The sequence below is a fragment of the Thauera sp. SWB20 genome (assembly GCF_000831325.1).
Classification (GTDB): domain Bacteria; phylum Pseudomonadota; class Gammaproteobacteria; order Burkholderiales; family Rhodocyclaceae; genus Thauera; species Thauera aminoaromatica.
In genome coordinates this window covers 974,503-1,000,345 of sequence record NZ_JTDM01000021.1, presented here as the reverse complement: position 1 = coordinate 1,000,345, position 25,843 = coordinate 974,503, and the positions used below count along the sequence as shown (strand labels likewise).

21 protein-coding genes and 1 pseudogene are annotated in these 25,843 nt (G+C 64.5%); 11 read left to right on the top strand and 11 right to left on the bottom strand.

The window, feature by feature from the left end:
• Positions 1-687, bottom strand: a 687-nt coding sequence (locus tag PO78_RS21805; RefSeq protein ID WP_043746825.1) for an RtcB family protein, incomplete at its 3' end; no start/stop codon positions are given.
• Between the two features lie 48 nt (positions 688-735).
• Positions 736-3,216 (bottom strand): VIT and vWA domain-containing protein, encoded by a 2,481-nt coding sequence (locus PO78_RS21800; protein ID WP_043743601.1) that lies wholly within the window; start codon positions 3,214-3,216, stop codon positions 736-738.
• A gap of 573 nt (positions 3,217-3,789) precedes the next feature.
• Here PO78_RS21800 and PO78_RS21795 point away from each other — a divergent pair.
• Together PO78_RS21795 and PO78_RS21790 are read left to right on the top strand one after the other, a co-directional pair.
• A complete protein-coding gene (locus tag PO78_RS21795) occupies positions 3,790-6,201 on the top strand; it encodes a VIT and VWA domain-containing protein (protein WP_331454301.1) in 2,412 nt (803 codons plus the stop codon).
• Between the two features lie 48 nt (positions 6,202-6,249).
• Complete coding sequence (locus PO78_RS21790) at positions 6,250-7,446, top strand: RtcB family protein (protein ID WP_043743597.1); 1,197 nt, start codon at positions 6,250-6,252, stop codon at positions 7,444-7,446.
• A 243-nt stretch (positions 7,447-7,689) separates the two neighbouring features.
• Here the strand turns inward: PO78_RS21790 and PO78_RS22620 are convergent, their stop codons facing one another.
• The 7 genes and pseudogenes from PO78_RS22620 to PO78_RS21770 form a co-directional block, all read right to left on the bottom strand.
• The gene (locus tag PO78_RS22620) at positions 7,690-8,988 is read right to left on the bottom strand and encodes a TniQ family protein (RefSeq protein ID WP_157748567.1); all 1,299 of its coding nucleotides are present in this window, start codon (positions 8,986-8,988) and stop codon (positions 7,690-7,692) included.
• Positions 8,985-9,122, bottom strand: a complete 138-nt coding sequence (locus tag PO78_RS23285) for a hypothetical protein (protein WP_197068819.1) — start codon at positions 9,120-9,122, stop codon at positions 8,985-8,987. Before PO78_RS23285 ends, PO78_RS22620 begins: the two co-directional genes overlap by 4 nt.
• Positions 9,123-9,176: 54 nt before the next feature.
• Positions 9,177-9,278: pseudogene (locus tag PO78_RS23670) on the bottom strand (helix-turn-helix domain-containing protein); the annotation flags it as partial.
• 455 nt (positions 9,279-9,733) lie between these two features.
• The gene (locus tag PO78_RS22615; RefSeq protein WP_197068818.1) at positions 9,734-11,485 is read right to left on the bottom strand and encodes a TnsD family Tn7-like transposition protein; all 1,752 of its coding nucleotides are present in this window, start codon (positions 11,483-11,485) and stop codon (positions 9,734-9,736) included.
• Entirely contained in the window at positions 11,460-12,980 is a 1,521-nt protein-coding gene (locus PO78_RS21780; protein ID WP_156147871.1) for an AAA family ATPase, read from the bottom strand. Before PO78_RS21780 ends, PO78_RS22615 begins: the two co-directional genes overlap by 26 nt.
• Entirely contained in the window at positions 12,973-15,408 is a 2,436-nt protein-coding gene (locus PO78_RS21775) for a hypothetical protein (protein WP_156147870.1), read from the bottom strand. The genes PO78_RS21780 and PO78_RS21775 overlap by 8 nt, the downstream gene beginning before the upstream one ends.
• The gene (locus tag PO78_RS21770; protein WP_043746815.1) at positions 15,408-16,271 is read right to left on the bottom strand and encodes a hypothetical protein; all 864 of its coding nucleotides are present in this window, start codon (positions 16,269-16,271) and stop codon (positions 15,408-15,410) included. The genes PO78_RS21775 and PO78_RS21770 overlap by 1 nt, the downstream gene beginning before the upstream one ends.
• A gap of 408 nt (positions 16,272-16,679) precedes the next feature.
• Here PO78_RS21770 and PO78_RS22000 point away from each other — a divergent pair, with 408 nt between their 5' ends.
• Both PO78_RS22000 and PO78_RS21760 read left to right on the top strand, forming a co-directional pair.
• A complete protein-coding gene (locus PO78_RS22000) occupies positions 16,680-17,117 on the top strand; it encodes a hypothetical protein (protein ID WP_052484483.1) in 438 nt (145 codons plus the stop codon).
• Positions 17,114-17,713, top strand: a complete 600-nt coding sequence (locus PO78_RS21760) for a hypothetical protein (protein WP_043746812.1) — start codon at positions 17,114-17,116, stop codon at positions 17,711-17,713. The genes PO78_RS22000 and PO78_RS21760 overlap by 4 nt, the downstream gene beginning before the upstream one ends.
• A gap of 465 nt (positions 17,714-18,178) precedes the next feature.
• Here PO78_RS21760 and PO78_RS21750 read toward each other — a convergent pair whose 3' ends face one another.
• Positions 18,179-18,763 (bottom strand): superoxide dismutase, encoded by a 585-nt coding sequence (locus PO78_RS21750; protein ID WP_004326425.1) that lies wholly within the window; start codon positions 18,761-18,763, stop codon positions 18,179-18,181.
• A 136-nt stretch (positions 18,764-18,899) separates the two neighbouring features.
• A complete protein-coding gene (gene xseA / locus PO78_RS21745) occupies positions 18,900-20,273 on the bottom strand; it encodes an exodeoxyribonuclease VII large subunit (RefSeq protein ID WP_052484482.1) in 1,374 nt (457 codons plus the stop codon).
• A 362-nt stretch (positions 20,274-20,635) separates the two neighbouring features.
• Between xseA and PO78_RS21740 the strand changes: the two genes are divergently transcribed.
• From PO78_RS21740 to PO78_RS21710, 7 genes are all read left to right on the top strand, one after another.
• Positions 20,636-21,244 (top strand): MotA/TolQ/ExbB proton channel family protein, encoded by a 609-nt coding sequence (locus tag PO78_RS21740; protein WP_004312611.1) that lies wholly within the window; start codon positions 20,636-20,638, stop codon positions 21,242-21,244.
• 10 nt (positions 21,245-21,254) lie between these two features.
• Positions 21,255-21,680 carry an ExbD/TolR family protein gene (locus PO78_RS21735; protein ID WP_004312609.1) on the top strand — a complete coding sequence of 142 codons (426 nt, stop codon included), beginning with the start codon at positions 21,255-21,257 and terminating at the stop codon, positions 21,678-21,680.
• Between the two features lie 34 nt (positions 21,681-21,714).
• Positions 21,715-22,722, top strand: coding sequence for a tetraacyldisaccharide 4'-kinase (lpxK, locus tag PO78_RS21730; protein ID WP_043746806.1), 1,008 nt, complete (start codon positions 21,715-21,717; stop codon positions 22,720-22,722).
• Positions 22,703-22,894: a Trm112 family protein gene (locus PO78_RS21725; RefSeq protein WP_004312605.1), complete on the top strand. Its 192-nt coding sequence runs from the start codon at positions 22,703-22,705 to the stop codon at positions 22,892-22,894. Before lpxK ends, PO78_RS21725 begins: the two co-directional genes overlap by 20 nt.
• Positions 22,891-23,676 carry a 3-deoxy-manno-octulosonate cytidylyltransferase gene (gene kdsB, locus PO78_RS21720; protein WP_004312603.1) on the top strand — a complete coding sequence of 262 codons (786 nt, stop codon included), beginning with the start codon at positions 22,891-22,893 and terminating at the stop codon, positions 23,674-23,676. The genes PO78_RS21725 and kdsB overlap by 4 nt, the downstream gene beginning before the upstream one ends.
• Positions 23,677-23,763: 87 nt before the next feature.
• Positions 23,764-24,417 (top strand): adenylate kinase, encoded by a 654-nt coding sequence (adk, locus tag PO78_RS21715; protein WP_004312600.1) that lies wholly within the window; start codon positions 23,764-23,766, stop codon positions 24,415-24,417.
• A gap of 138 nt (positions 24,418-24,555) precedes the next feature.
• On the top strand, positions 24,556-25,809 hold the full coding sequence (locus PO78_RS21710; protein WP_004312599.1) for a 6-phosphofructokinase: 1,254 nt from the start codon (positions 24,556-24,558) through the stop codon (positions 25,807-25,809).
• The last annotated feature ends 34 nt before the right edge of the window (positions 25,810-25,843 follow it).

Below are 25,843 nucleotides of genomic sequence, written 5' to 3'. Positions count from 1 at the left end.
CTCGACGTAATCGGCGAAGTGTGCGCTGCCCTCGGCGAAGTAGGCCAGGTCACGGTCGGGCAGGTGGATCATGTGGCGCGCCATGTCCTTTCTCGCAAGCTCGATGAAGTACGTCGCGATCGCGTTGCCGATGCCCCGGCTGCCCGAGTGCAGCATCACCCAGACGCGCTCGTGCTCGTCCAGGCAGACCTCGATGAAGTGGTTGCCGCCCCCGAGCGTGCCCATCTGGTTCGCCCACTTGGAGAACTTGCCGAAGGCCTTGAGTAGTTGCGGGTGGCGCTCGGTCAGGGCCTTGAGGCCTGGCTCGAAGGGGCGCACTGCGTCGACCAGTACCCGGCCGTCCGCATGCTGGTCGCGGCCGACCGGCACATCGCGGCTGATCTGATCGAACACCTTTTTCAGCCGCCTCTCGTCGATGTCGTTGGCGGTGAGCGACAGCCGCGCGGCGACCATGCCACAGCCGATATCGACACCCACCGCCGCCGGGATGATGGCCTGGTGGGTTGCGATGACCGAGCCGATGGTCGCGCCGATGCCCAGATGCACGTCGGGCATCGCGGCGACATGGTGGTGGATGAACGGCAGGCTCGCGATGTTGGCGAGTTGCGCCTTCGAGCCTTCGTCGATGTCGTCGGTCCAGATCCTGACCGGTACGGCGCTGCCGTCGAGGACGGTCTTCACAGGCATGGGGGCGTTCCTCGCAATTCCTTTTCTACGCGTGACACCTGCAATCGGCTAACCAAGCGCCGTCACCTCGTCCCGAAGGTCAAACACGCAGTTGGGCCAGCGCTCTGCCCGGAGCGTGCATACAAACACCTGCAGGCGAGCGACGATCGGCTCGGCTGCAGGATCGTCCTGCATGACCTTCAGCGTCGCGCCCGGTGCCACGCGTTTCGCCAAGGCCTTGAGCTGACCCAGCGTACCGGTGTCCGACAGCAGCGCTTCGTGCAGATCGCGCTGCGCCATCGCCTGGATGAAGCTCGCGACCACCAAGGCCTCGCCCTCCCCTTCAGCGAGCACGAACTTGAGCCAGTCGAGCACCGCCGGACCGACACCGATTCGGCTCAGCTCAGCATAACTTTGCGGCCATTCGGCCTGCGGGTGACTGTGCAGCCACTGTGTCAGGCCCAGCGGGGTAAGACCTGTGTAATGCGGTTCGGCACGCCAGTAACGCGGATCGTCCCGGGGTGGCTGCCTAGCGTCCTGGTTCGAGCCTCGGCGCAGGAACGCCGGGATGTCATAGTTCCCTGCTTTCTTGAGCGTATCGCGGCGATCCGACCGTCGTCCCGAGCGCAGCACCACGGGCGCATCGAAGGCATCTTCGAAGTCGAAATACGCACCGCTTACCGCAGCCGGTGAGCCATAGTGCTCCGGCGCCTCATTCACGGTGAGCGGCGCCATGCAGGGGTCGACGCAGAAATCGAGGCTGCCGAGCCCGCCAAAGCCGGCAGGCAGCATCGAGGGCACCTTTACGAGATCGGGCATGTCCGCCGGCTTGTCGGCTTCGGCACGCGTCTCGACGAGCAGGAAATGCGTCAGCGGGCTGACCAGCTGATAGGCGACGGCCAGTTCCAGCGCCTGACGCGAGTGGGCGACCTCGGCGGCGAGTAGGGTTTCGATCTGCGCGGCCACGGCCATACGGCTGAGCGCCGAATCATGCTCGGCAGCAGTCAGGCTGGCCTCGCCCAGCGACTCGGGCGCCTCGGCATGCGCGCGCGTGCCGACCAAACGCACCGTCCCATCCGGCACCTGCGCAAAGCGTGCCCATACGGTCACCGCGTCGCCGTCGAACACCGAGCCCGGTAGCGCGCTCATCCAAACGGGCTTCGCACCTGCGGGCCACACCAAGTCCAGGGACGCCATGCGCTGCGAGCGCAGGCGCGCAAACATGCGCAGGACGGCCGGTTCCACGGCCTCTCCCGGTGCGACGAAGTCACAGGCCCCGCCGGTCTCGTCGGCCAGGCGGCGCAGCACACCCTCGGCAGGGGCGCTGCCAATACCGACGACGAAGACCCGGTGACCCAGCGCGCGCGCTTTCGCTACCGTGCGCTCGATCGCGTGGATCTGTCCGTCCGTGATCAGCAGCAAATCGACCGGCGCGGCACCTTCCCCAGCGCCGGGGCTTACCGATGCGTCTCCGGCCAGGGCCAGGGTGGAGTCCAGCGCCTTCTCCATCTCGGTCCCACCCAGATCCGCCTGCAACTGCGCCGCCCAGCGCTGCCCCGCCAGCCGGGTCGCGGGGCTCGTGCGCCACAGCGCGCGCGAGCGATGCTCGACGGTGCTGCCGAAGCGTGACAGCGAGAACCGCTCACCCTCGCGCAGGCCGGCGACGATGGCCTGCAGCGCACGTCGCGCGGCGGCGATGCTGTCGCCCTGCATCGAGCCCGAGCAGTCCACCAGGATCTTTACCGCGAGCGGATGAGCCGACGCCGGCACACGCGGGCAGAAGCTCGCCAGCACGCTGACCGCGCCCGGCTGCACCGTGTCCTGCGCGCACAGGGCGAGCGAATCCTGCACGACCTCATCGAGCACGAGGATGAAGTCGCGATCGAGGCGGCCACCGCGCGCAAGCGACACGACCATCGCCGTCGTCTCGCCCTCGCCTTCGAGCCGCATCGACAGCGGATGGCTCGGCGAGCCGATCCGGGCGCGTGCGAGGGCGCCTTCGACGCGCAGGCTAAGCTCGAACGGATACGACACCATCAGGTCATGCTCGACCACCTGGTGCGGCTTTAAGCCGGCATCGGCCACCGGATCGCCATAACGCGGGGCGATCACGGTGGGCACCACCAGGCGCAGGCCATGCTGCTCGAACTGGACCACCTGGGCGTAGCGTAGCCGCACCACACAGGTCTCCCCAGGTGCGAGGTTGCCCAGGTTCAGGGTGTAGCTGTCATCGAAATTCTGCTCGAGCAGGATGGCGGTGTTGCCTTCGGCAATTGCGTCCTCATAGCCCTGCTCAGCCTGCTTCTTCTCGACCACCGCACCGGACAGGCGGCGATCGCCAATCTGGACCTCGACCCCGAGCAGCACGGCCGCCCAGGGCAGCGGGAAGGTGTAGACGAGCTCGACATGGCGATCGAAGGGGTTCGCAAAGCGCTGCTCGAGGTTCGCCTCGAACAGCGTGCCGCGCAAGCTGCCTTCAAAGCGCACGCCCTTGAGCGTCAGTGCCTCACCCGCGCGCGACTCGAGTCGTGCCGATTGCTGCTGCATCATGGTTCTCTCGCCTGTCGTTCGTTCTTGTTCGTGTTCGCCGGATCCGTCGGCGAAGCACCGTCTTCTTCGCCCTGCGCCGCCTTGAAGGCGGCCATCACGCCCTGGATGAACTGCCGTACCGCCTCGGGACTCAGCCCCGCCCGCTGCGGATCGATCCACCACCTCCGACGCCCTGCGGCCACCGCCAGATGCTGCGACCATCCGAGCAGCGGCTGTCCTTATCGGCGCGTATCGCGAGCTGGCGACACGCGCGGCGGGCCACGGTGCAGCACTCGCGATCGCGCTCGAGGACAGCGTGTCGCCGTGTGCAGCTCATCTGGCGGTGGCCGAGGGCGTCGAGGTGCGTGATCGATCCGCAAGCGGGCGGGGCTGAGTCCCGAGGCGGTACGGCAGTTCATCCAGGGCGTGATGGCCGCCTTCAAGGCGGCGCAGGGCGAAGAAGACGGTGCTTCGCCGACGGATCCGGCGAACACGAACAAGAACGAACGACAGGCGAGAGAACCATGATGCAGCAGCAATCGGCACGACTCGAGTCGCGCGCGGGTGAGGCACTGACGCTCAAGGGCGTGCGCTTTGAAGGCAGCTTGCGCGGCACGCTGTTCGAGGCGAACCTCGAGCAGCGCTTTGCGAACCCCTTCGATCGCCCATGTCGAGCTCGTCTACACCTTCCCGCTGCCCTGGGCGGCCGTGCTGCTCGGGGTCGAGGTCCAGATTGGCGATCGCCGCCTGTCCGGTGCGGTGGTCGAGAAGAAGCAGGCTGAGCAGGGCTATGAGGACGCAATTGCCGAAGGCAACACCGCCATCCTGCTCGAGCAGAATTTCGATGACAGCTACACCCTGAACCTGGGCAACCTCGCACCTGGGGAGACCTGTGTGGTGCGGCTACGCTACGCCCAGGTGGTCCAGTTCGAGCAGCATGGCCTGCGCCTGGTGGTGCCCACCGTGATCGCCCCGCGTTATGGCGATCCGGTGGCCGATGCCGGCTTAAAGCCGCACCAGGTGGTCGAGCATGACCTGATGGTGTCGTATCCGTTCGAGCTTAGCCTGCGCGTCGAAGGCGCCCTCGCACGCGCCCGGATCGGCTCGCCGAGCCATCCGCTGTCGATGCGGCTCGAAGGCGAGGGCGAGACGACGGCGATGGTCGTGTCGCTTGCGCGCGGTGGCCGCCTCGATCGCGACTTCATCCTCGTGCTCGATGAGGTCGTGCAGGATTCGCTCGCCCTGTGCGCGCAGGACACGGTGCAGCCGGGCGCGGTCAGCGTGCTGGCGAGCTTCTGCCCGCGTGTGCCGGCGTCGGCTCATCCGCTCGCGGTAAAGATCCTGGTGGACTGCTCGGGCTCGATGCAGGGCGACAGCATCGCCGCCGCGCGACGTGCGCTGCAGGCCATCGTCGCCGGCCTGCGCGAGGGTGAGCGGTTCTCGCTGTCACGCTTCGGCAGCACCGTCGAGCATCGCTCGCGCGCGCTGTGGCGCACGAGCCCCGCGACCCGGCTGGCGGGGCAGCGCTGGGCGGCGCAGTTGCAGGCGGATCTGGGTGGGACCGAGATGGAGAAGGCGCTGGACTCCACCCTGGCCCTGGCCGGAGACGCATCGGTAAGCCCCGGCGCTGGGGAAGGTGCCGCGCCGGTCGATTTGCTGCTGATCACGGACGGACAGATCCACGCGATCGAGCGCACGGTAGCGAAAGCGCGCGCGCTGGGTCACCGGGTCTTCGTCGTCGGTATTGGCAGCGCCCCTGCCGAGGGTGTGCTGCGCCGCCTGGCCGACGAGACCGGCGGGGCCTGTGACTTCGTCGCACCGGGAGAGGCCGTGGAACCGGCCGTCCTGCGCATGTTTGCGCGCCTGCGCTCGCAGCGCATGGCGTCCCTGGACTTGGTGTGGCCCGCAGGTGCGAAGCCCGTTTGGATGAGCGCGCTACCGGGCTCGGTGTTCGACGGCGACGCGGTGACCGTATGGGCACGCTTTGCGCAGGTGCCGGATGGGACGGTGCGTTTGGTCGGCACGCGCGCGCATGCCGAGGCGCCCGAGTCGCTGGGCGAGGCCAGCCTGACTGCTGCCGAGCATGATTCGGCGCTCAGCCGTATGGCCGTGGCCGCGCAGATCGAAACCCTACTCGCCGCCGAGGTCGCCCACTCGCGTCAGGCGCTGGAACTGGCCGTCGCCTATCAGCTGGTCAGCCCGCTGACGCATTTCCTGCTCGTCGAGACGCGTGCCGAAGCCGACAAGCCGGCGGACATGCCCGATCTCGTAAAGGTGCCCTCGATGCTGCCTGCCGGCTTTGGCGGGCTCGGCAGCCTCGATTTCTGCGTCGACCCCTGCATGGCGCCGCTCACCGTGAATGAGGCGCCGGAGCACTATGGCTCACCGGCTGCGGTAAGCGGTGCGTATTTCGACTTCGAAGATGCCTTCGATGCGCCCGTGGTGCTGCGCTCGGGACGACGGTCGGATCGCCGCGATACGCTCAAGAAAGCAGGGAACTATGACATCCCGGCGTTCCTGCGCCGAGGCTCGAACCAGGACGCTAGGCAGCCACCCCGGGACGATCCGCGTTACTGGCGTGCCGAACCGCATTACACAGGTCTTACCCCGCTGGGCCTGACACAGTGGCTGCACAGTCACCCGCAGGCCGAATGGCCGCAAAGTTATGCTGAGCTGAGCCGAATCGGTGTCGGTCCGGCGGTGCTCGACTGGCTCAAGTTCGTGCTCGCTGAAGGGGAGGGCGAGGCCTTGGTGGTCGCGAGCTTCATCCAGGCGATGGCGCAGCGCGATCTGCACGAAGCGCTGCTGTCGGACACCGGTACGCTGGGTCAGCTCAAGGCCTTGGCGAAACGCGTGGCACCGGGCGCGACGCTGAAGGTCATGCAGGACGATCCTGCAGCCGAGCCGATCGTCGCTCGCCTGCAGGTGTTTGTATGCACGCTCCGGGCAGAGCGCTGGCCCAACTGCGTGTTTGACCTTCGGGACGAGGTGACGGCGCTTGGTTAGCCGATTGCAGGTGTCACGCGTAGAAAAGGAATTGCGAGGAACGCCCCCATGCCTGTGAAGACCGTCCTCGACGGCAGCGCCGTACCGGTCAGGATCTGGACCGACGACATCGACGAAGGCTCGAAGGCGCAACTCGCCAACATCGCGAGCCTGCCGTTCATCCACCACCATGTCGCCGCGATGCCCGACGTGCATCTGGGCATCGGCGCGACCATCGGCTCGGTCATCGCAACCCACCAGGCCATCATCCCGGCGGCGGTGGGTGTCGATATCGGCTGTGGCATGGTCGCCGCGCGGCTGTCGCTCACCGCCAACGACATCGACGAGAGGCGGCTGAAAAAGGTGTTCGATCAGATCAGCCGCGATGTGCCGGTCGGCCGCGACCAGCATGCGGACGGCCGGGTACTGGTCGACGCAGTGCGCCCCTTCGAGCCAGGCCTCAAGGCCCTGACCGAGCGCCACCCGCAACTACTCAAGGCCTTCGGCAAGTTCTCCAAGTGGGCGAACCAGATGGGCACGCTCGGGGGCGGCAACCACTTCATCGAGGTCTGCCTGGACGAGCACGAGCGCGTCTGGGTGATGCTGCACTCGGGCAGCCGGGGCATCGGCAACGCGATCGCGACGTACTTCATCGAGCTTGCGAGAAAGGACATGGCGCGCCACATGATCCACCTGCCCGACCGTGACCTGGCCTACTTCGCCGAGGGCAGCGCACACTTCGCCGATTACGTCGAGGCGGTGCATTGGGCGCAGGAATACGCGATGGCCAACCGCCAGGCGATGCTCGATCTCGTGCTCTTGGGGCTGGCGCGCCACCTGCCGCCGTTTACGGTCACTACCGAGGCGGTGAACTGCCACCACAACTACGTCGCCCGCGAGCACCACTACGGCGCCGACGTGTGGGTGACGCGCAAGGGCGCGATCCGTGCGGGGCAGGGCGAGTTCGGCATCGTCCCTGGCAGCATGGGCGCGCGCAGCTACATCGTGCGCGGGAAGGGCAACCCGGAGAGTTTCTGTTCCAGCGCGCACGGTGCCGGCCGGCGCATGAGCCGCACGGCCGCGACCAAGCGCTTCACCGAAGCCGATCTCGCACGCCAGACCAAAGGGGTGATCTGCCGCAAGGACAAGGGCGTGGTCGACGAGATTCCCGGGGCGTACAAGGACATCGATGAAGTGATGGCCAACCAGCGCGACCTGACCGAGATCCTGCATACCTTGAAGCAGGTGGTGTGCGTGAAGGGGTAGACGTGGTGACCAAGGACGGGTGGGCTCGGCGCTTTGCGAGGTGCGCAACCCTGATTGAGCAGGCAGACGGCGTGCTGAATGCTCATCAAATGCAGCGTCTGGATGGCTGCATGGGCGATGTGTGACCTGCAGGTTCGTGGGCGCCAGGGGTCGATGAGCGCCGCCTGCATGCTGTTGAACGACCTGCGGTCCGGTGTAGAACTCCACAGAAGTTCGAGTGGCAGCGATATGCGAACGGTTAGCTTAGCCCCGGCGAATCAAGGGCACGAGGAGGTCAAGGTCAAACCGGAGCAGATCTACGAGGTCTGTGACCGACGCGCCAGCCGAAGTGCAAGCCGAGTCGATGTTCGCGCCAGCTTTGAAAGACATTAAAGCCGCTCGGTTGCGTGCCTTTCCAATGAGGCTCGCCGGTGGAAGATTCAGCCGCACCAAGAGTGATCTTATCCAGGTGCACGAGCCCCCCAGTAGCTTTGCCATCGCCGCGTTACTGAAATTCGAACGGAAATAGGCCTCGGCGACTTCAGTGGCCGTGTGAGCCCCGGCCGGTTTGCTCCCACTGGGACGCGAGCGCTTTGCGCGAACTTTCAGCGACTCTGGTGCCTCCTGCGCGTTGGTCAAGTCCGAGAGCGCCTCGTCCGCGTCACTGTAAAGAGCCGCCAGTGCGACGGCGTAGGCCTCGGGTCGGCAGATGGTCGCAGGCTTCATCACGCCGTCCAGGGACGCGGCAAAGACTCCTGGCCTTGTTTTCTGGCTGAGAAAGGACGGGAGAAGGCGAGCGATCCAGTCCCTCGGCGCTGTCTCGAGTACCAAGTCAGAAAGAATCTTCCGTTTTCCTGTTAACGCCCTCCGCAGCCCTTGCTGTTTCGCACGGGCCGCAATTATGCCGCTGGCTTGTCTCACGGGCATACTCTCGCATCTCGCCATCAGGGCCGTTGAGATGGCAGCGTACCGTTCTACGACCTCGTTCTGCGGGCCAGGCCATTCCGTTGAATCTGATGGAGCAGCCGTCCAAGAGAATCTCTGGATTCGGGAGATGTGGCGTGTGTCGAAACCCGTGGAGATCAGTGGTTGCGCATGCTTCTCGCACCATTCGACCCCAGGGATGTGGTGACTTACCCGTATGATCGGAAATCCCCAATATGCCAGGTCTTCTTGCTTGCAAGCATCGCAGATCCTGAAGGATGGCACTTTGACCCGGAGTGCTTCATAACGTAGGTGGCTCTCCCGATTTTCGCCATGGGAATGGGGTGTCGCGCCGCACGTGAAGGCCTGCTGAAAGGGGGCGAGTGTGTGAAACCGTAAAAACTCCGAAACGTCCACATCGGCGACCCATGCGAGAAACTGCGCCTTGGGGACTTTGGGATCAACTACACCATCGGCGGATACGGCAGCGATCAACGACTCGAGAGAGTCGGCTTCATTCAGCACCAGGACGCGCAGTGCGTAGCTGTGTGCCAGTTCGTCGGGCAGGATGGTTGGACGCTGCAGCCATCGCGGATGTAAGGTCCTCCCGACGAGGCGGACGGCATCCTCGACAATCATTTCGGATCGCCAGTCTTGTAGAGCGTAAGCAACGGCGCCAATGATCGGATGACGGCCCCAAGCGCCCGCGCCTGTTCTTCCGAACCATCCCAGATAGATGCGATCGCGCTGACCAGCTCCTGGTTCTGTGCCACTCGGAGTGTCGAGATGGGGCTCTTCCGGCTGACCACATATGCGCATATACGCCGATAAGCTTTTGCGGTCGGAGAAACCCCTCCCGACAACACGCGGCTGACATGAGGTTGTGTCACGCCCGTCGCCAAGGCGATCTCGTCCTGATGTATGCCCATTGACCTGACGAGTCGAGAGAGTTCCTCGATGGGCAAGGTAGATTCAGTCCCGTGCATGACCACAAAATACATAAAAGTATATGCGGATGCAAGGGGAATCTATCTCTCCGTGAGCCTGCTATCGATCACCAAGGATCGATCCATTCCAAGAACCGCGTATAGAGCATGGACATGGTTATGCTTTGGTCGGGCGATCGGAGAGCGATACGGATCAACTGAGCCGTGGCGCTCTGGGCGAATTTCGGATTCGGGCATCCTTCGCAAGGAATCGGTTAGCCAACATTGCCTGGACCACTCAAGGAGTGGGGTTCCGGTTGGGCCCGCGATTGTATTTTGGCTGCCGACCTTCAGAGCCTGACGTTTGGCGAAGCGGGGGAGGGCCTTCCCGGTACCGGTGGTTTCCACAGACGCTGACTTGGGCTACGAGAACGATAATGCACGCCGACGCGCGCTATTCAGTTAGCGGCTCTGAGGTCGCGTAGGTCGTCTAGAAGGCTTTCGATGTATTTCCGGGATTCGGGGAGGCGCTCAAGGCGTGGCTTAAATGGCAGCTTGGGCAGTCGCCGGAGGATTGCAGGCGCCTTTAGAATCTCATTGGCGGACAATTCCAGGCTCTCGGCGACGATCTGCAAGGCCGCCAGGCATTGTGCGTCGCGTCCGGACCAATCGACCCGAGGGACACGCTTGTGTTCAGCCATGCCAGTGCGTACGGATTTTCGAACTCGACTGCGCAGCCATAGTCGGTCATGGCGAAGGAGCCAACTGTATCCGATTCCAGTGGTCGCCCGGACGACTGGCATCGTTGCCTCGGGGTTCAGCGCGAGAAAGTCATCGAGGCGATCTCGCTCGATCTTTCGACGACGTTCCAAAGCGCTTGCCTTCCAGGTTGCACGCAGAGTGCTGTTGTCGTTGAGAATTCGGTCGACGGTCGACTTCGACAGGGAGGTCTGGGCGCAAACGTCACGCAGTGGGTGTCCTGCCTCCAGTAAGGAGACCACCAATCTCCTAACCGCATTGGTTACCACTCGCGGCCGGCGTGAGATATCGGCCAGACCCAGGCGCCCGATCCAGCGCATCGCGGTGTTGATGTCGACACCCTCAGCGGTGCACAACGCCCGAAGGGAACCTTGTTTCGTTCGGTAGCCGTCGGCTATACGATTCAGTGCTGAAGCGAGGTCAGTTGGGGGCAATTCATCGTCGCGCGACGTAAGAAGATCGGTGCAGTTGAAGGAGAGAGACAACTGACTCTCCCACCGATAAGCTGAGACAAATCTTTCCCAGTCCCCAAATAGGAATTCAATTAGCAGCAAGTGGGTCAACGTCGGTATGCCGTTTCGTGGCTTCCTGATGAGCCTTAGCAAACTGCTTGAACAAGACGTGGAGACGACCCGATGAAAGGGTGAGAGCGACGAGATTGGCCGGAAGTGTGCAGTGACTGCGCTAACGAAGTCGTTGGCACGGATGAAACCTGCTGGAGTCAGCAATCCCAATTGCGAGAGGCCAAATCGATAGCATGCCTGCAGTGACGCCTCGTTATATCCGCCCGGCAGCGACTTGGTGAGTGTCGCGGCGCTGAGAGCAGAGAAGCGGCGAAGGATGGGTAAGGCATCAGGTGTCAGCTCCAATGCCGTTGCCCGCACATTCAGATCCTGATCACCGGGCAAGAAAAGCTGGCTCCGGCCGAGGCCATTGAGCCTCACTTCTGAGGTGAGGAGGAGTTCGTGATGAATCGGACACAGATAAGATGCAGGAAGTTGATGAATGCGATGCCAATGGGCGCGACCATCGCGATTGATATCTACGTCAGTGCAGGTCTTGCAGAAACTAAGTGGGTAATTGGCGCCAGCCGGACTTGCGGGTAAACCGAGTATGAATTTAAGGCGATTTACCGTGTTTCCTGCCATTGCAATGATCGCGCGATCAACAACGTCCTGATTGCGGAATGCCGTGAAGTAGGGAAGCACGGAGTGCTGCATCGCGAGCACCTCAGGTGTCCCGAAAACGCCGCGAGTTCGTCGCGAAAACTCGTCCAGATGGCTCGGGAAGTCATGCCGCAGTCCGGCGACTGGACTTCCAAACAAGGTGGCGCAGGTTACTTCGGCCCTGGAATCGGCGCGCAAGCGCTGCGTGGCGGTGAGCAGCGAATATAGTGTCTCTCCCTCGTACAGTGCTGGAAGCATGTCACGACGTTTTTTCAGAGCTCTCACGAAGCTCTGCGAGGCCTTCAAGCGCGTGCTGGACGAGTCCATTCTTGCGCATGTCTTCTTCCTTGAGCGTCTTTTCGAGGCGTTCGCGCTCCTTGGCAGCGTTGGCTTCGCGGGTCTCTTCAGCAGCTAACTTCGACTTGCCAGGTTTCTTGCCAGACCTCATTTTCCTCGGGGGGGGCGTCGGTTGCCGCGCCGAAGCGGTAGCGGAAGCGCTCTCGTCGGGCGGCAAGCCCCAGATCTTTCCGTAAAACGCTGATGCGACATCGGGATAAGGCGCAAACAACTCGGGTTTGCGATAATTGAAGCCGTCGGCTAACGGCCGCAGATCGTCGAAGTCCGTCGATTCGTAAACCGATTGAATATCCTCGGGGACCACATATTCGCGACCGTGCAGGAGAAGTGCCTGCAACTGGGCGCTTGTCCAGAGCGTAAGGCCGAGGCGCGCGATGCTGCCGCTGCGCTGAAGCAAGATTTGCGCGCAGTCCTCAGGCCGCTTAGGTGGCTCACATAGCAGGTAGTAAGAAATGATCCCGTCGGCAAGCGTCGACGCGTCTGCATCGGCAAGCAGCTTGGCTTGTTGGGCGATGGGCACGTCAGGATCACCGGGAATTAGCGAGCCTGGAGGCGAAAATCGTGCACTCGCAACCAACTTCAGTCGCGAAAGATCCTGGCTGTATTCGACCCAGTCGAATGCTCGTTCATTACCGATGAAGACGGTTGGGATTCCACTGTTCATCAGTTGCAGCAGGAATAGCTGTATCAGGTCGGCGTGCCCGCACTGCACGAGGTTCCTCAGTTGCCCCTCGTCTATGAAGAGGATTCCTGTGTGGTGCGCGATGAGTCGCGCGATCAAGGCAACCGTCAGCTGTTCAACGGTGCGAAACTGCTTCCTTAGCGAAACTGCATAGCCTGTCCCTAAGGCGCGATCCATCTGCAGCAGCGCTCCGGTAACGAAGCCGCCGCGGGACCCGTCCGCGCTCATGTCGACCTGCAGGTAGATCAACTGCGACAACTGCTTAAAGCCAGTAGCGTCGCACCCGCAGCGCTCGATAACCTGCGGGTAGATACCGCAGAACCGGTCTGCCGTGACAGATTTTCCGGTCCCGGTGGGGCCTTTAGCGACGTGGATGGCCATGCCCTTGCTGGGCAGTTTGGGTGGCTGGCCAACCGAACTTCCCGGCTCCATTAACGTCTGCCAATAATCGAGGCGCGCGGCGCTATTGAGCGGATTCCGCCGATCGAGCCCGGTGAGCAGCATGCCTTGCCAGGCGAGCCCGCATTGGACACTGACAGATGTCGGTTGGAGAGGAGATTTTTCCGAATTGAGAAGACCAATTCGAGTTGCTATATCAAGTGACTTGACGTCGATTCCGGCAAGTGGATCGAAGGCGAGCGCCGCCGCAATGCTGTCGAGGTCGGGGAAACGCGGGAGACCGTCGGTAAGGGGATTTCTTTGCTGAATCCAAGTGCTGCTAGCTTGGTTATTGTCAGGCATTGCGGCTCCTTTCAGCGATACGTCTCAAGATGCTCTGGACCAGAGGCGATGCGCTGGTCGTCGGGCTCGGCGGCAGCGCCTGAGTCGCGACGCTCGGAGGTTCGGCCTCAGGAGCGCGGCCTTCGGTGTCATCAGGCGAAGGAGGTTGGGCGGGCTCATCGGTTGGCTGGGAGTCAGCCTGGATAGGGTCAGTAGCTGGCAGTACGGGCATTCCAAAGACTAATGCCGCCTTCTCAGTTTCCCGGGTGGCTCTCTTGTCACGCTTCATCCCCGCCTTGGAGGGCTTCTTCGGCGCTTCGTCGAGGTCCCGCTGGTAGGCTGCCTTGGATTCTTGATTGGTATGGTCCTGGGCGTCCTCCAGGGCGCTCATGGCATCATCGCGGCCGACGCGAGCGTTGAAGCGGTCGAGGCTGCAGGTGTCTATCAGGTCCAACATGTCGGGCAGGGAACACTCAACGAGGCGCTCCGAGTCGTCGCTGTTTACTTTGGCGTCCAACTCCATCAGTTGGCCGCTGACTGGGTCCCGGTAGTAAATGTGAGAGGGGTGGTACGGGTCGTGCAGGAAATCGTCGTCCCAACTCTCGGGGGTGACGCGGCCGCGCATGACCCTCGCGCGGATGGTGCGCTGCACGAAATCCTTATCGCGGGCAATGTAACGTACGGGTTCGACGAATTCGCGCCTGTCGCCGCGGTCCGGGCGTAGCAACTTGACGCCATTCTTGGTGAATGTTCCGCGAATGGGCATAAGCAACTTCATGCGCGCCTCTTGGATGCCGATCAAGCTGGTTGCCACTTTGCCACGAGAAATATCCCATCGCGTTAGATTCAGGCGGGTGAGTGGGATACCCTGGGCGACCAGCTCGCGATGTGCAGCCAGCGTCGGAATTAAGTCCAGCGGCATCGTGTTGTGGGCGTGGATCACGCGCGCTGTTTCACGAATGGCTTCAATGATCGTATGGCAGGCGTCCTCGTCGGCTGATGCTTCTCCGCGCTCTTTTTTCTTGCCGTGCGTCGTTCCATGCATGTTGTGGTCGGACGCGCGATGAACGATGTGGTGAGCGCTCTCGACAGTGGAGTTCATGTCTGAGCGAGCAACAGGGACGAATTGGACACCACAGCTGATTGCCTGGAGGCATTTCTCTACAGCCGTGCAGCGCAGGTCCGTGTTGTCTGCAACCAGGCGGGCAAACTGTATCTTCAACCAGTCATCAGGGTTCTGTTCCTCCAGCCCAAGCCACGCGAGCCACTCAGTCTTGTCGGAGATTGCATGTAGCATTGCCAGTCGCACTGTTGTGGCGCTGGGTGCATCGAGGCCCAGATAAAAGCCCGGGATGTAGCCATATTTGGAGTCGATGATCAGGATGCGATGTGCGCCACCGATTCGCTTGATGCGATTGAGGACGCTCACAAAGTTGATGTCGACGCCCGTGGAGTCCATGGCGCCGAGCTGGCCGACCGCGGTCACGTTGTCGTTCGCGGAACCCAATAGCGCGTGATCGATCCGCGCCATGGTGAATTTTGTGAGTTGGGTTTTCCAGGCCTCGTGGCCAGGCGAGCGCTGGCGTCCCCAGGTTTCGAATTGCCTGCGTGTTGGCCGCTGGTTCGCGGGGTAGAGCGTGTGCACAGCCTGGCCGCGCTTGTTGGTCGTGATATCGGAATAGAATTCGCGCCAAGTGCGGCGCAGCGCCTTCGCGACGGTCTTCCCGCGAATGTAATAGTTGCGCCAGCCGAATCCGCATATGTCTTTGTCGTGATCGGAGAGCACGAAGCCTTCCTGCCCGCTATTTCCGGCTTTCGTCGGCGCGTTGCAGCGCCCGAGTTTTTTTCGTTGCGTACGCTCTTCTCCGCGTGCCCCGCGGGCATCATCGAACGGCGTTAGCGCACCCCTAGTGCTCCCTCCGGCCCAGTACTGATTCAGTAGGTCGTTGATCTGACGGGTCAGCCTCTTAACAGCAAGATCGTTTTTCTTTGACAACTCGGCGGCACGGGCTGCGATTGTCGCCACGCGAAACTGTCGGTCGAGTAGCCGAGTGCGGCTGTCAAAGTCACGGACCAGCGGCTCGATCAGGGCCCAGCGCTGCTCGCGCTTTTGGCGGGTTCCTGATTTTTCCTGCCCAGCCCTGCAGTACTTTCGATCAAGCTCTTCATCACTTGCAGTCGAGTCTGGACGGGGTGCCACTCCACCTTCGACGATTCGGCAACGCTTTAGAGCGAGGTCCTTTTCAACATCTGAAAGCCGCAAAGTGATCGGGCCTTGAAAATACTTCCTGCCCCGCGAGGTGATCGGTTCCACTGCAATTAGAACGACTCGGTCGCGTTCCCCTTGTTCTACCAGCAATACCCGCATGGTCTTTGCGATGAGCACCTTGGGCTGGGTGGGCGTGAGGATCTCGCCGGGAATGGGAACTCGTTGCGATGCTGCCGTCATTATGACCTCCCAAGAGCGTGTCGGGTGAGGACGTCCCGGACAGCTTTGCGCAGGCGTCGGCCGCCCCGAGGTGGTGGCTTCGCGGGATGGATATCGCGCGACAAGTCGCAGTCGATGGCCTGAGTCCAAAGGCAGTGATGGAGTAGGGTGGTCGCGTCTGCATGGCTTATGCCGCATGCCTCTGCGGCGAGCCTGATGCTGTCGGCAATGGGCTGTGCTTGTAGGTCTTGGGCATGCCCCACCAGAAGGTTGTCTCGCGCAGACGCGAGTCGACTGTTAGGGGCCAGCGTTGCCGCGCGCCGGTATAGATCGAGATTGGCGAAGAGCGGCCCGGCGTACTGAGTTCTATCGGCAACGATGTAGCCGACGCCGAGCTGTCGCGCGTAACGGCGCTCCCCTTCAAGTTTTTCCGGGCCACGGTCCAGCGGGTCAACGTGCTGGTATCTATCGGAATCTAGTGGCTTGATGCTGGCCAGCACCGTACGTTGGGCCGGCACCTCGATCCAAGGTAGGGTGAGGCAGAGGTCAATTGACCATATGTAGGGGATGTCAGTACCAACAAAAGTCCCATGGCCGATGCCCGCGTCGCGGCAAATCTTGATCATTCCAGGTGACCGTGCAAGCAACGCGTCATCCTCGAAGTTACGCCCGTGTTCAGGGTGAAAATGCGGCCAGGGCCAGGCTGGGAACTGCTCACGAATCAAGGCACCGGCCCAGCTAAACAGCAGGGCCATGTGGTATTCGGAGTAAGAAAAGAAGTGGCAGCGGCGTCGGAACGGGGGGAGCGTTTCTACCACCTGCACCGACACCGGTGAGGTGTTCCAGCGCTTGATCTGCAGGATTGGCTGGTAGAACTCGTCCAAACCGCTTCCGTGGCCGGCGGCGATCAGGGTTGCGACACGATCCCAAGTTACCTTCGGCGCGCGAGCCATTTAAGTGGCCCAGTGACGGTCATGTTGGCGCTGACGCATGTCGCAGCGCATCGGCACGCAGACTTGATTCCTCGTTGAGCAGGTCATCGATCATCTCCTCTACGCGATGGCGTTCCGGCCCGACTAGCAGGCGGTCGAAGCGGGGCGCGTGCGGCCTGCAAAGAGTCGTTAAGCACATCGCCGTGCGGCTTCTTCTTTGGCTGCCATCCTTCCCGCGGCTGCATGAGTCACACAAGAAGTATTAACAAGTTAATACTATTCTGACGCATGTAGCAGAAAGTTCAAGTTCTTTCTCAATAGTCCAGTAGAATTTTTTCGAGATGGACGGATGAGGCTCAAATGAACGAACCAATCGAACAAGCCGGCAACCTGAGCGATGGCCGCCCGACGTTTCAAGAGCGGCTTCGCCTCGAGCGTGAGCGGCTCGGTATGTCACAAGAGGCCTTTGGCATGCTAGGTGGCGTCGCAAAATCGTCCCAATGGATGTATGAACAAGGACGTCACTGGCCAACCGCTGAGTACCTGGAGTCACTGCGGCAGCACCGGGTCGACGTTGGATACTTGGCTACAGGCGTCAGGCAAGACTCGGAAACACTACGCCACGCGCTCGGCTTCGTGCTCAAGCTCGCTCGGCAGGAAGGCAGGAGTTTCTCTGATGCGCAGCTTTTCAGCGTCTTCCAGGCTGTGATCGATGCAGCGAGCGGCGTGACGCGTCCCGACCTAGCGGATCGGGATTTCACTGCAAGGACTGAGGTCACTCAAGGAGGAGAGCGATGAGCACCGAGGACGAGGATCTGCGGTGGATCCAGTCGGAACTCGCAAGGCTTTCTCGCGCTGCTAAAGGGCCGGAGGACTTGGGGGCCGCGATCATCGACCTTCTGGCCGCGGGCTACGAAGATCGGATTGCCGCTGAGCGGGTCGTCGAAACTTTCGCGCGTCGAAACTGGAAGCAGCGACTTTGGGGTGTGCTTCGCCGTGGACCAGTCCCAGACGTCCGTGTTGCGCTTTGGTCCATCTTCGTCGATGCCTTGTTCGCTCGTGGCGAGATCACCAAGCAGGAGCAGCGGGTGATCAATGTCTTCCGTGTCGTACGTTTTGCTCACGACGGAAGAACCGAGGTCGCTCTGCCCTCATGGGCAGCGTATCGTCGAGCAAAGGTAATGATGGCGGTATTGTCCGCAACGTCGTTGGTTGCCCTCTGGCTCGCGTGGGACGTTTTTTCGACGAGCGTCGTTGGGATCGCGATTAGCTCGACCCTGGGAGCCCTGCTGGGGTGGATTGCGCGCGACATCTATGACTCGGCCTGGGGTCGGGCACGGGTTGCACATGTTCTGGCGTCACGCTATCCCTGGCTGGTCCTAAGGGCTGAGTGATTGGCCACAGGGCAGCTTCTTGGGAGGAAAGTCGACGGATAAGCGCCGTGCTTGCTCTGCTCAAAGTCGTTGATTGGCGAGAGCGCACTTGCCGATTTCTGGCTGAAGGAAAAGACTCGCTCCCAGCCACGAAATGCAGACTGGTCTTGCTCCCGCCCGCCACGGACGGCAGTACTTTCAGCGTCAATCGAGATTGGTGATCACCGCAGAGCACCACCCTCTCAACGAGGACTTGTTCGCGAGTGCTGCCACCACAGCCTTGTCTGAAGCCGCTATGTCCGGGTCGAGTACGGAGCCTATCCCTATCAGCTAAGCCACATACAGCGGCGTCGAATGCAGTAGTAAAAGAAACGGGCGTCTATGACGCCCGCTTGTTTTACGAATATATTGCCAACGCTTCTGGAAAAGTTACGAATATATTGTCCGTGTTACGAATATATTGTCCAGAAACACCGGCTCCGGGAATCAGGCGAAGTTCTTCGCCGCGAAGTCCCAGTTGGCCAGCTTGTCGAGGAAGGTGGCGACGAAGTCCGGACGACGGTTGCGGTAATCGATGTAGTAGGCGTGTTCCCACACGTCGATACAGAGCAGGGCCTTGTCGCCGGTGGTCAGGGGGGTGCCGGCGGCGCCCATGTTGACGATGTCGACCGAGCCGTCGGCCTTCTTGACCAGCCAGGTCCAGGCGGAACCGAAGTTGCCGACTGCGGAGGCCTGGAAGGCCTTCTTGAAGTCGTCGAAGGAGCCCCACTTGGCCTTGATCGCGTCGGCCAGCGCGCCGCTGGGCTCGCCGCCGCCGTTGGGCTTCATGCTGTTCCAGAAGAAGGTGTGGTTCCACACCTGCGCGGAGTTGTTATACACGCCGCCGGCGGGGGCCTTCTTGACGATGGCTTCGAGGTCGAGGTTCTCGTACTCGGTGCCCTTGATCAGGTTGTTCAGGTTGGTGACGTAGGCCTGGTGGTGCTTGCCGTAGTGGAACTCCAGGGTCTCGGCCGAGATGTGCGGGGCGAGGGCGTCCTTGGCATAGGGCAGGGCGGGCAGGGTGTGTTCCATGCGTGATCTCCGTTGTTGGTCTGTCTGTGTTCGGGTCGGGGGTAGAAGACGGACTATTTTAGTCTGGATTTAGACCCCGAACAAGCTTGCTTCCCGCATGGTAAGCCCATGCGGGGGATTTGCGGAACCCGTGCGCTCAGGCCTTCCCGTGGCCGATGACCCGGGTGTCGAGGCGGCCGTCCGCGAGCTGCACGCTCACCGCGGCGCCCTCGGGGATGCCGGCGGCGCTGCGCAGGACGCGGCCTTGCTTGTCACGGGCGATGGCATAGCCGCGCGCCAGTACCGCCTGTGGCGCGAGATGCTGAAGGTGGGCGGCGAGGGCGTCGAGGCGCTGGCTGCGGGCTTCCAGCAGGCGGGTGGCTGCGCGCGCGAGGCGCCCACCGAGCATGTCGACGCGCGCGGCGAGCGCTTGCGGACGCGGCGCTGCGGCACGCAGGCGAAGCCCGGCGCGGGTGGCGCGCAGGTCGGCGGCCTCGAGCCGACGCGCGGCGGCGTGGTGCAGGCGCTCGCCCAGGCGCGCCAGCGTGTCGCGCTCGCGACGCAGGCGTTCGCGCGGATGCACCAGGCGCAGCGCGGCGCGGTCCAGGCGCTGCGCGAGCTCGCCGAAGCGGCGCTCGACGGCGCGGCGCAGGCGCGGTTCGAGCACTGCGAGTTCGGCGCGCGCAGCGTACCAGCCGGCGCTGGCGAGCTCGGCGGCGCCGCTCGGCGTGGGTGCGCGCAGGTCGGCGGCGAAGTCGGCGATGGTGAAGTCGGTCTCGTGGCCCACGCCGCACACCACCGGCAGCGGGCAGGCGCGCAGGGTACGCGCCAGGGCTTCGTCGTTGAATGCCCACAGGTCCTCGATGCTGCCGCCGCCACGCACCAGCAGCAGCACATCGACGCCATCTTCGGCGGCGCGCCGGCCGGCGCAGCGGACCGCCTCGAGCAGGCGCGCGGGAGCGTCGGCGCCCTGCACCGGCGCGGGGTAGAGCACCACCGGCAGATGCGGCGCGCGCCGGCGCAGCGTCACCAGCACGTCGCGCAGCGCGGCGGCCTGCGGCGAGGTGACGATACCGAGCGCGCGCGGGTAGCGCGGCAGCGCGCGCCGGCCGGCCTCGTCGAAGAGGCCTTCGGCGGCGAGCTTGGCCTTGAGCCGGTTGAAGGCCTCGAACAGGCTGCCGATACCGGCCGGGCGCAGCGCCTCGACGCTCAGTTGGTAGTCGCCGCGCGCCTCGTACAGGGTGACGAGCGCGCGCGCCTCGACGCGCATGCCATTCTCGGGGCGGAAGGCGAGCAGCTGCGCGCGGTTGCGCCACATCGCACAGCGCACCTGGGCGGAGGCGTCCTTGAGGGTGAAGTAGACATGGCCGGAGGCGGCGCGGACGAGGTTGGAGATCTCGCCGCCCACCCACATCAGGGGCAGCGCGGATTCGAGCAGCTCGCGCGCCATACGGTTGAGTTCGGAGACGCTGAGGACCTGCGCGGCGGGCGTCGCGGCGCCGTTTGCAGGCAAGAGGGGGTTCGCGGGCATGGCCGGATTGTAGCGGAATCCACAGGCTTTCGACCTTGTCAAGGGTGTGTTTGCAAGTCCTTGATCGATAAGGGGTGATTCTGCAAGTTATTGATTCGTAAAGGTTCGATGGCTTGCACAATTTTGCATCGGAGTGAGGGAAAGCCTGCCGTTGCGGGCTTTGCGGGCAGGATTCCGAAATCGTCCACAAACTTATCCACAGCTTCTGTGGATTGCCGCGTGCGCTCCCGATCTCCTCGTGCGCAGGCCATGCCCGTGCCCGCGGATGCCCGGTGCCCGCGTGCGCAGCGTGATGCATGCGGCTTGCCGGGCGGGGGGCGCGGCGCTAGAGTCTCGCCTTTCCAATCGAGAGGTGAGCCCGCGTGTTCGCGATCATCCAGGCCGTTGGCTGGCCGATCTGGCCCCTGATTCTGGCGTCGGTCATCGCGGTGGCGCTCATCATCGAGCGCTCGATCACCCTGCGCCGTTCGCGCATCGTGCCACCGGGGCTGCTCGACAAGGTCCTCGACGATCTGCGCCAGATCGGGCCCTCGGCCGAGATGGCCGAGCGCGTCGCGGCGCACTCGCCGCTCGGCCGCGTGCTCGCCGCCGGCCTGCGCAACGTGCACAGCCCGCGCGAGGTGATGAAGGAGTCGATCGAGGAGACCGGGCGCGCGGTGGTGCACGACCTCGAGCGCTTCCTCACCACGCTCGGCACCATCGCCTCCATCAGCCCGCTGATGGGCCTGCTCGGCACCATCATCGGCATGATCGACATCTTCGCCTCGCAGGGCGTGAGCGGCGCCAACCCGGCCCAGCTCGCCCAGGGCATCTCGATCGCGCTGTATACGACCGGGCTGGGCCTCATCATCGCCATTCCGGCGATGATTTTCTGGCGCCACTTCCGCGCGCTGATCGACAGCTTCGTGATCGACATGGAGCAGCAGGCGATCAAGCTCGTCGAGGTCTCCCACGGCGAGCGCCGGGCGTAAGGGAGGGGCGATGAACTTCCGTCGCGGCAGCCGCAACGGCGAGCCCGAGATCAACCTGATCCCGCTCATCGACGTGGTGTTGGTGATCATCATCTTCCTGATGCTGACCACCACGTTCTCCAAGGTCTCCGGGCTGGAGATCAAGCTGCCCACCGCCGAGGCCGAGGGCAGCGAGACCGAGGCGCGCGAGATCGTGGTCGCGGTAACCGCCGCCGGCGAGGTCCTGGTGAATCGCCAGGCAGTGGGTGAGCGCAGCGTCGAGGCGATCGCCGCCGCGCTCGGCAAGTCGGCCCCGGCCGACGGCGACACGCCGCCGGTGGTGGTGATCAACGCCGACGCGCGCACCCCGCACCAGAGCGTGGTGGACGTGATGCAGGCCGCGCAGCGCGCGGGGCTGCCGCACATCACCTTCGCCACCCAGTCGTCGGCGCAGTGAGGTCCTCCGGCCCGCGCCGCCCCGGAGACTGAACGTGGCTGCGCAGGCCCCAGCGTTCTGGCAGCGTCGCGGCCTGCTCGCGCAGGCCTTGCGTCCGCTCTCCCTGCTGTTCGGTTTCCTCGCCCGCCGCCGCCGCGCGCTCACGCAGCCGCAGCGCCTGCCGGTGCCGGTGATCGTGGTCGGCAACGTCGCGGTCGGCGGCAGTGGCAAGACGCCGGTGGTCGACTGGCTGGCCGGGGTGCTGCGTGTCGCTGGCCACCACCCCGGCATCGTCAGCCGCGGCCATGGCGGTACGGCGAGTGCGCAGGGCGGGCTCGCCCTTGTGCCCGCAGACGGCGACCCCGGCCGCTATGGCGACGAGCCGGTGCTGCTCGCCCGTCTTACCGCTTGCCCGCTGGTGGTGGGGCAGGACCGTCCCGCCGCTGCGCGCGCGCTGCTGCGCCTGCATCCCGAGTGCGACGTGCTCATCGCCGACGACGGCATGCAGCACTACCATCTCGCAAGAGACCTGGAGATCGCCGTGGTGGACGCGGCCACGCTGGGCAACCGCCTGCTGCTGCCCGCCGGGCCGCTGCGCGAGCCGCTCGCGCGCCTCGCCGAAGTCGATCTGGTGCTGGCCCACGGCGAGCTGGATGCCGAGCTGCGCGCGGCGATCGGCGGCGTGCCGGTGTTTCCGATGCGGCTCTTCGGCGAAGAGGTGGTCGCGCTCGCCGACCCTGCGTGTCGCCTCCCGCTCGCGGCGCTGCGTGGTCGCCGGGTGCACGCGGTGGCCGGGATCGGCAGGCCGCAGCGCTTCTTCGACCAGCTCGCCGCCGCCGGCCTGGAGGTGGTCGCCCATGCCTTCCCCGATCATCATCGCTTCGTCGCCGCCGATCTCGTCTTCGGCGACGCGTCGCCGATCCTGATGACCGCGAAGGATGCGGTAAAATGCCGGGCTTTCGCGCCTGCCGACTGCTGGGAATACCCGGTGCGGGCGCAGATCGGTTCCGGCGCCGCCGAACGCATCCTGGAGAAACTCGAAGATGGACGCACGTCTGCTTGAAATCCTCGTCTGCCCGCTGTGCAAGGGGCCGCTCGACTATCTGAAGGACAAGCAGGAACTGGTGTGCAAGGCCGACCGCCTTGCCTATCCGATCCGCGACGGCATCCCGGTGATGCTGGACGAGGAGGCGCGCGCCATGAGCGCCGAGGAAGTCGACGCCCTGCGCAAATGAGCGGCGGCATGTCCACCGACTTCCGCATCGTCGTCCCTGCGCGCTACGCCTCGACCCGGCTGCCCGCCAAGCCGCTCGCCGACATCGGCGGCAAGCCGATGATCGTGCGTGTGCTCGAGCGCGTGCGGCATGCCGGCGCCAGCGAGACTTGGGTCGCCACCGACCACGAGGGCGTGCGCGAGGTCGTGCAGGCTGCGGGCGGTGCCGTGGTGATGACGCGCCCGGACCATCCGAGCGGCACCGACCGCCTCGCCGAGGTCGCGCTCGCGCGCGGCTGGGCCGACGAGGATATCGTGGTGAATGTGCAGGGCGACGAGCCGCTGATCGACCCGGAGATCGTCGCTGCGGTGGCGCGCGCGCTCGCCGCCGACGGCGAGGCTGCCATCGCCACCGCCGCGCACGCCATCCACGATCCCGTCGAGGTCTTCAACCCCAACGTGGTCAAGGTGGTGTGCGATGCCGCCGGGCGCGCGCTGTACTTCTCGCGCGCGCCCATCCCCTGGGCCCGCGACGCCTGGGGTGACGGTGCGCGCGACCTGCCCGCAGGGCTGCCGGTGCTGCGCCATGTCGGCCTGTACGCCTACCGCGTCGGCTTCCTGCGCCGCTATGCGGCGCTCGCGCCCTCGCCGCTGGAGCACTGGGAGGCGCTCGAGCAGTTGCGCGCGCTCTGGCACGGCTATCGCATCCGCGTGCTCGAACTCGCCCAGGCACCGGCGGCCGGGGTCGACACGCAGGAGGACCTGGAGCGGGTGCGCGCGATCTTCGCCGCCGGAGGGGTTTGACCACCCGGCGCGCGTCGGTTAAGTTTCGGCTGCTTATTCGATAAGGAAACGGCCATTTTCGATGGCCGGCCATTCACGGGAGGGAGTATGCGTCTGATTCTGTTGGGACCGCCGGGAGCCGGCAAGGGTACGCAAGCCAACTTCATCAAGGAGAAGTTCGGCATTCCGCAAATCTCCACCGGCGACATGCTGCGCGCCGCGGTGAAGGCGGGCACCCCGCTGGGCCTGGAGGCGAAGAAGGTCATGGATGCCGGCGGCCTCGTGTCCGACGACATCATCATCGGCCTGGTGAAGGACCGCCTGCAGCAGGAAGACTGCAAGTCCGGCTACATGTTCGACGGCTTCCCGCGCACCATCCCGCAGGCCGACGCGATGAAGGACGCCGGCGTGCCGATCGACTTCGTGCTCGAGATCGACGTGCCGGACGCCGAAATCGTCGAACGCATGAGCGGGCGCCGCGCCCATCTGGCTTCGGGCCGCACCTACCACGTCAAGTACAACCCGCCCAAGGTCGCGGGCAAGGACGACGTCACCGGCGAAGACCTGGTGCAGCGCGACGACGACAAGGAAGAAACCGTCAAGAAGCGCCTCGACGTCTACCACTCGCAGACCAAGCCGCTGGTCGAGTACTACAGCAAGTGGGCGGCCTCGGGCGACGCCAAGGCGCCCAAGGTGCGCAAGATCTCCGGCCTCGGCGCGGTGGATGCGATCACCGCGAACGCCTTTGCAGCGCTGAAGTAGGCAGCACCCCGGCCGGGCATGCCCGGCCTCATCCGGCGCGGCCGCGCCCCCCACGGGGCGACGGCCGCGCGTGCTTTTGAACTCGCCGCAATCTCCGCCCGGCGCGGCGCGCGGCAACGCTCGAACGAGGCCCGGCCGATGCGCCAGCAGAACCTCCTGTATGCCCATTCCGGTGGCGTAACCGCCGTCATCAACGCCAGCGCCGCGGCGGTCGTCGCGGCCGCGCGCGCCTCGGGTCGGGTCGGCAAGGTGTTCGCCGCGTGGCGCGGCATCGTCGGCGTGCTCGAGGAGGCCCTGATCGATACCGCCGGCCTGGACGAGGCGGCGCTCGTCCGCCTGGCGCGCACCCCGGGCGGGGCCTTCGGCTCCTGCCGCTTCGATCTGCCGCACGACGACGGCGGCGCGGCGATGGATCGGCTGTTCGCGGTTTTCGACGCGCACGACATCGGCTGGCTGCTCTACAACGGCGGCAACGGCTCGATGGACGCGGTCGCGCGCATCCAGGCCGAGGCCGCGCGGCGCGGCCATGCGCTGGTGTGCGTGGGCGTGCCCAAGACGGTGGACAACGACATCGTCGGTACCGACTGCTGTCCCGGCTTCGGCTCGGCCGCGCGCTACCTCGCCACTTCGATGCTGGAGGCGGGGCTGGACACCGCGTCGATGGTGGGCAGCAAGGGCAGCGTCTTCGTCATGGAGGTGATGGGGCGCAACACCGGCTGGCTGGCCGCGGCCACCGCGCTCGCCGCGCAGGGCGACCCGGACCGCGCCCCGCATATCGTGCTGGTACCGGAGGCGCGCTTCGACGAAGCGGCCTTCCTCGCCCGCGTGCGCGAGATCGTCGAACGGCTGGGCTATTGTGCGGTGACGGTGGCGGAGGGCATCCGCCGACCGGATGGCAGCCTGCTGATGGAGAAGTCGCGCGATGCGCGCGGCTACGTCCAGCTCGGCGGCGCGGGTCTGGCAGTGGCGCGGCGGATCAACGAGCGCCTCGGCTACAAGTTCCACTGGGCGATCCCCGACTACCTGCAGCGCTCGGCCGGACACTGGCTGTCGGCGACCGACCGCGCGCAGGCCGAAGCGGTCGGAAGGGTGGCGGTGGAGTACGCGCTCGCCGGCCAGGGCGGGACCATGCCCGCGATCCGCCGCCTGCAGGATGCGCCCTACCGCTGGGATGTGGTCGCGGTGGACACCGCCGCGGTGGCCAACCTCGAGCGCAGCCTGCCGGACGGTTTCGTGCGCGCCGACGGGCTGCACGTGACCACGGCGGCCTGCGACTACATGCGTCCGCTGATCGAGGGCGAGATTCCGCCGCCGGTGGCGGGCGGCCTGCCCGACTACGGGCGCTGGGACTGGGCCCCGGTGGCGCGCCGGCTGGCGGCGTGGCAGGCCTGACGCGGATCGGCGTGCAACGCCGCGTACGTACGGG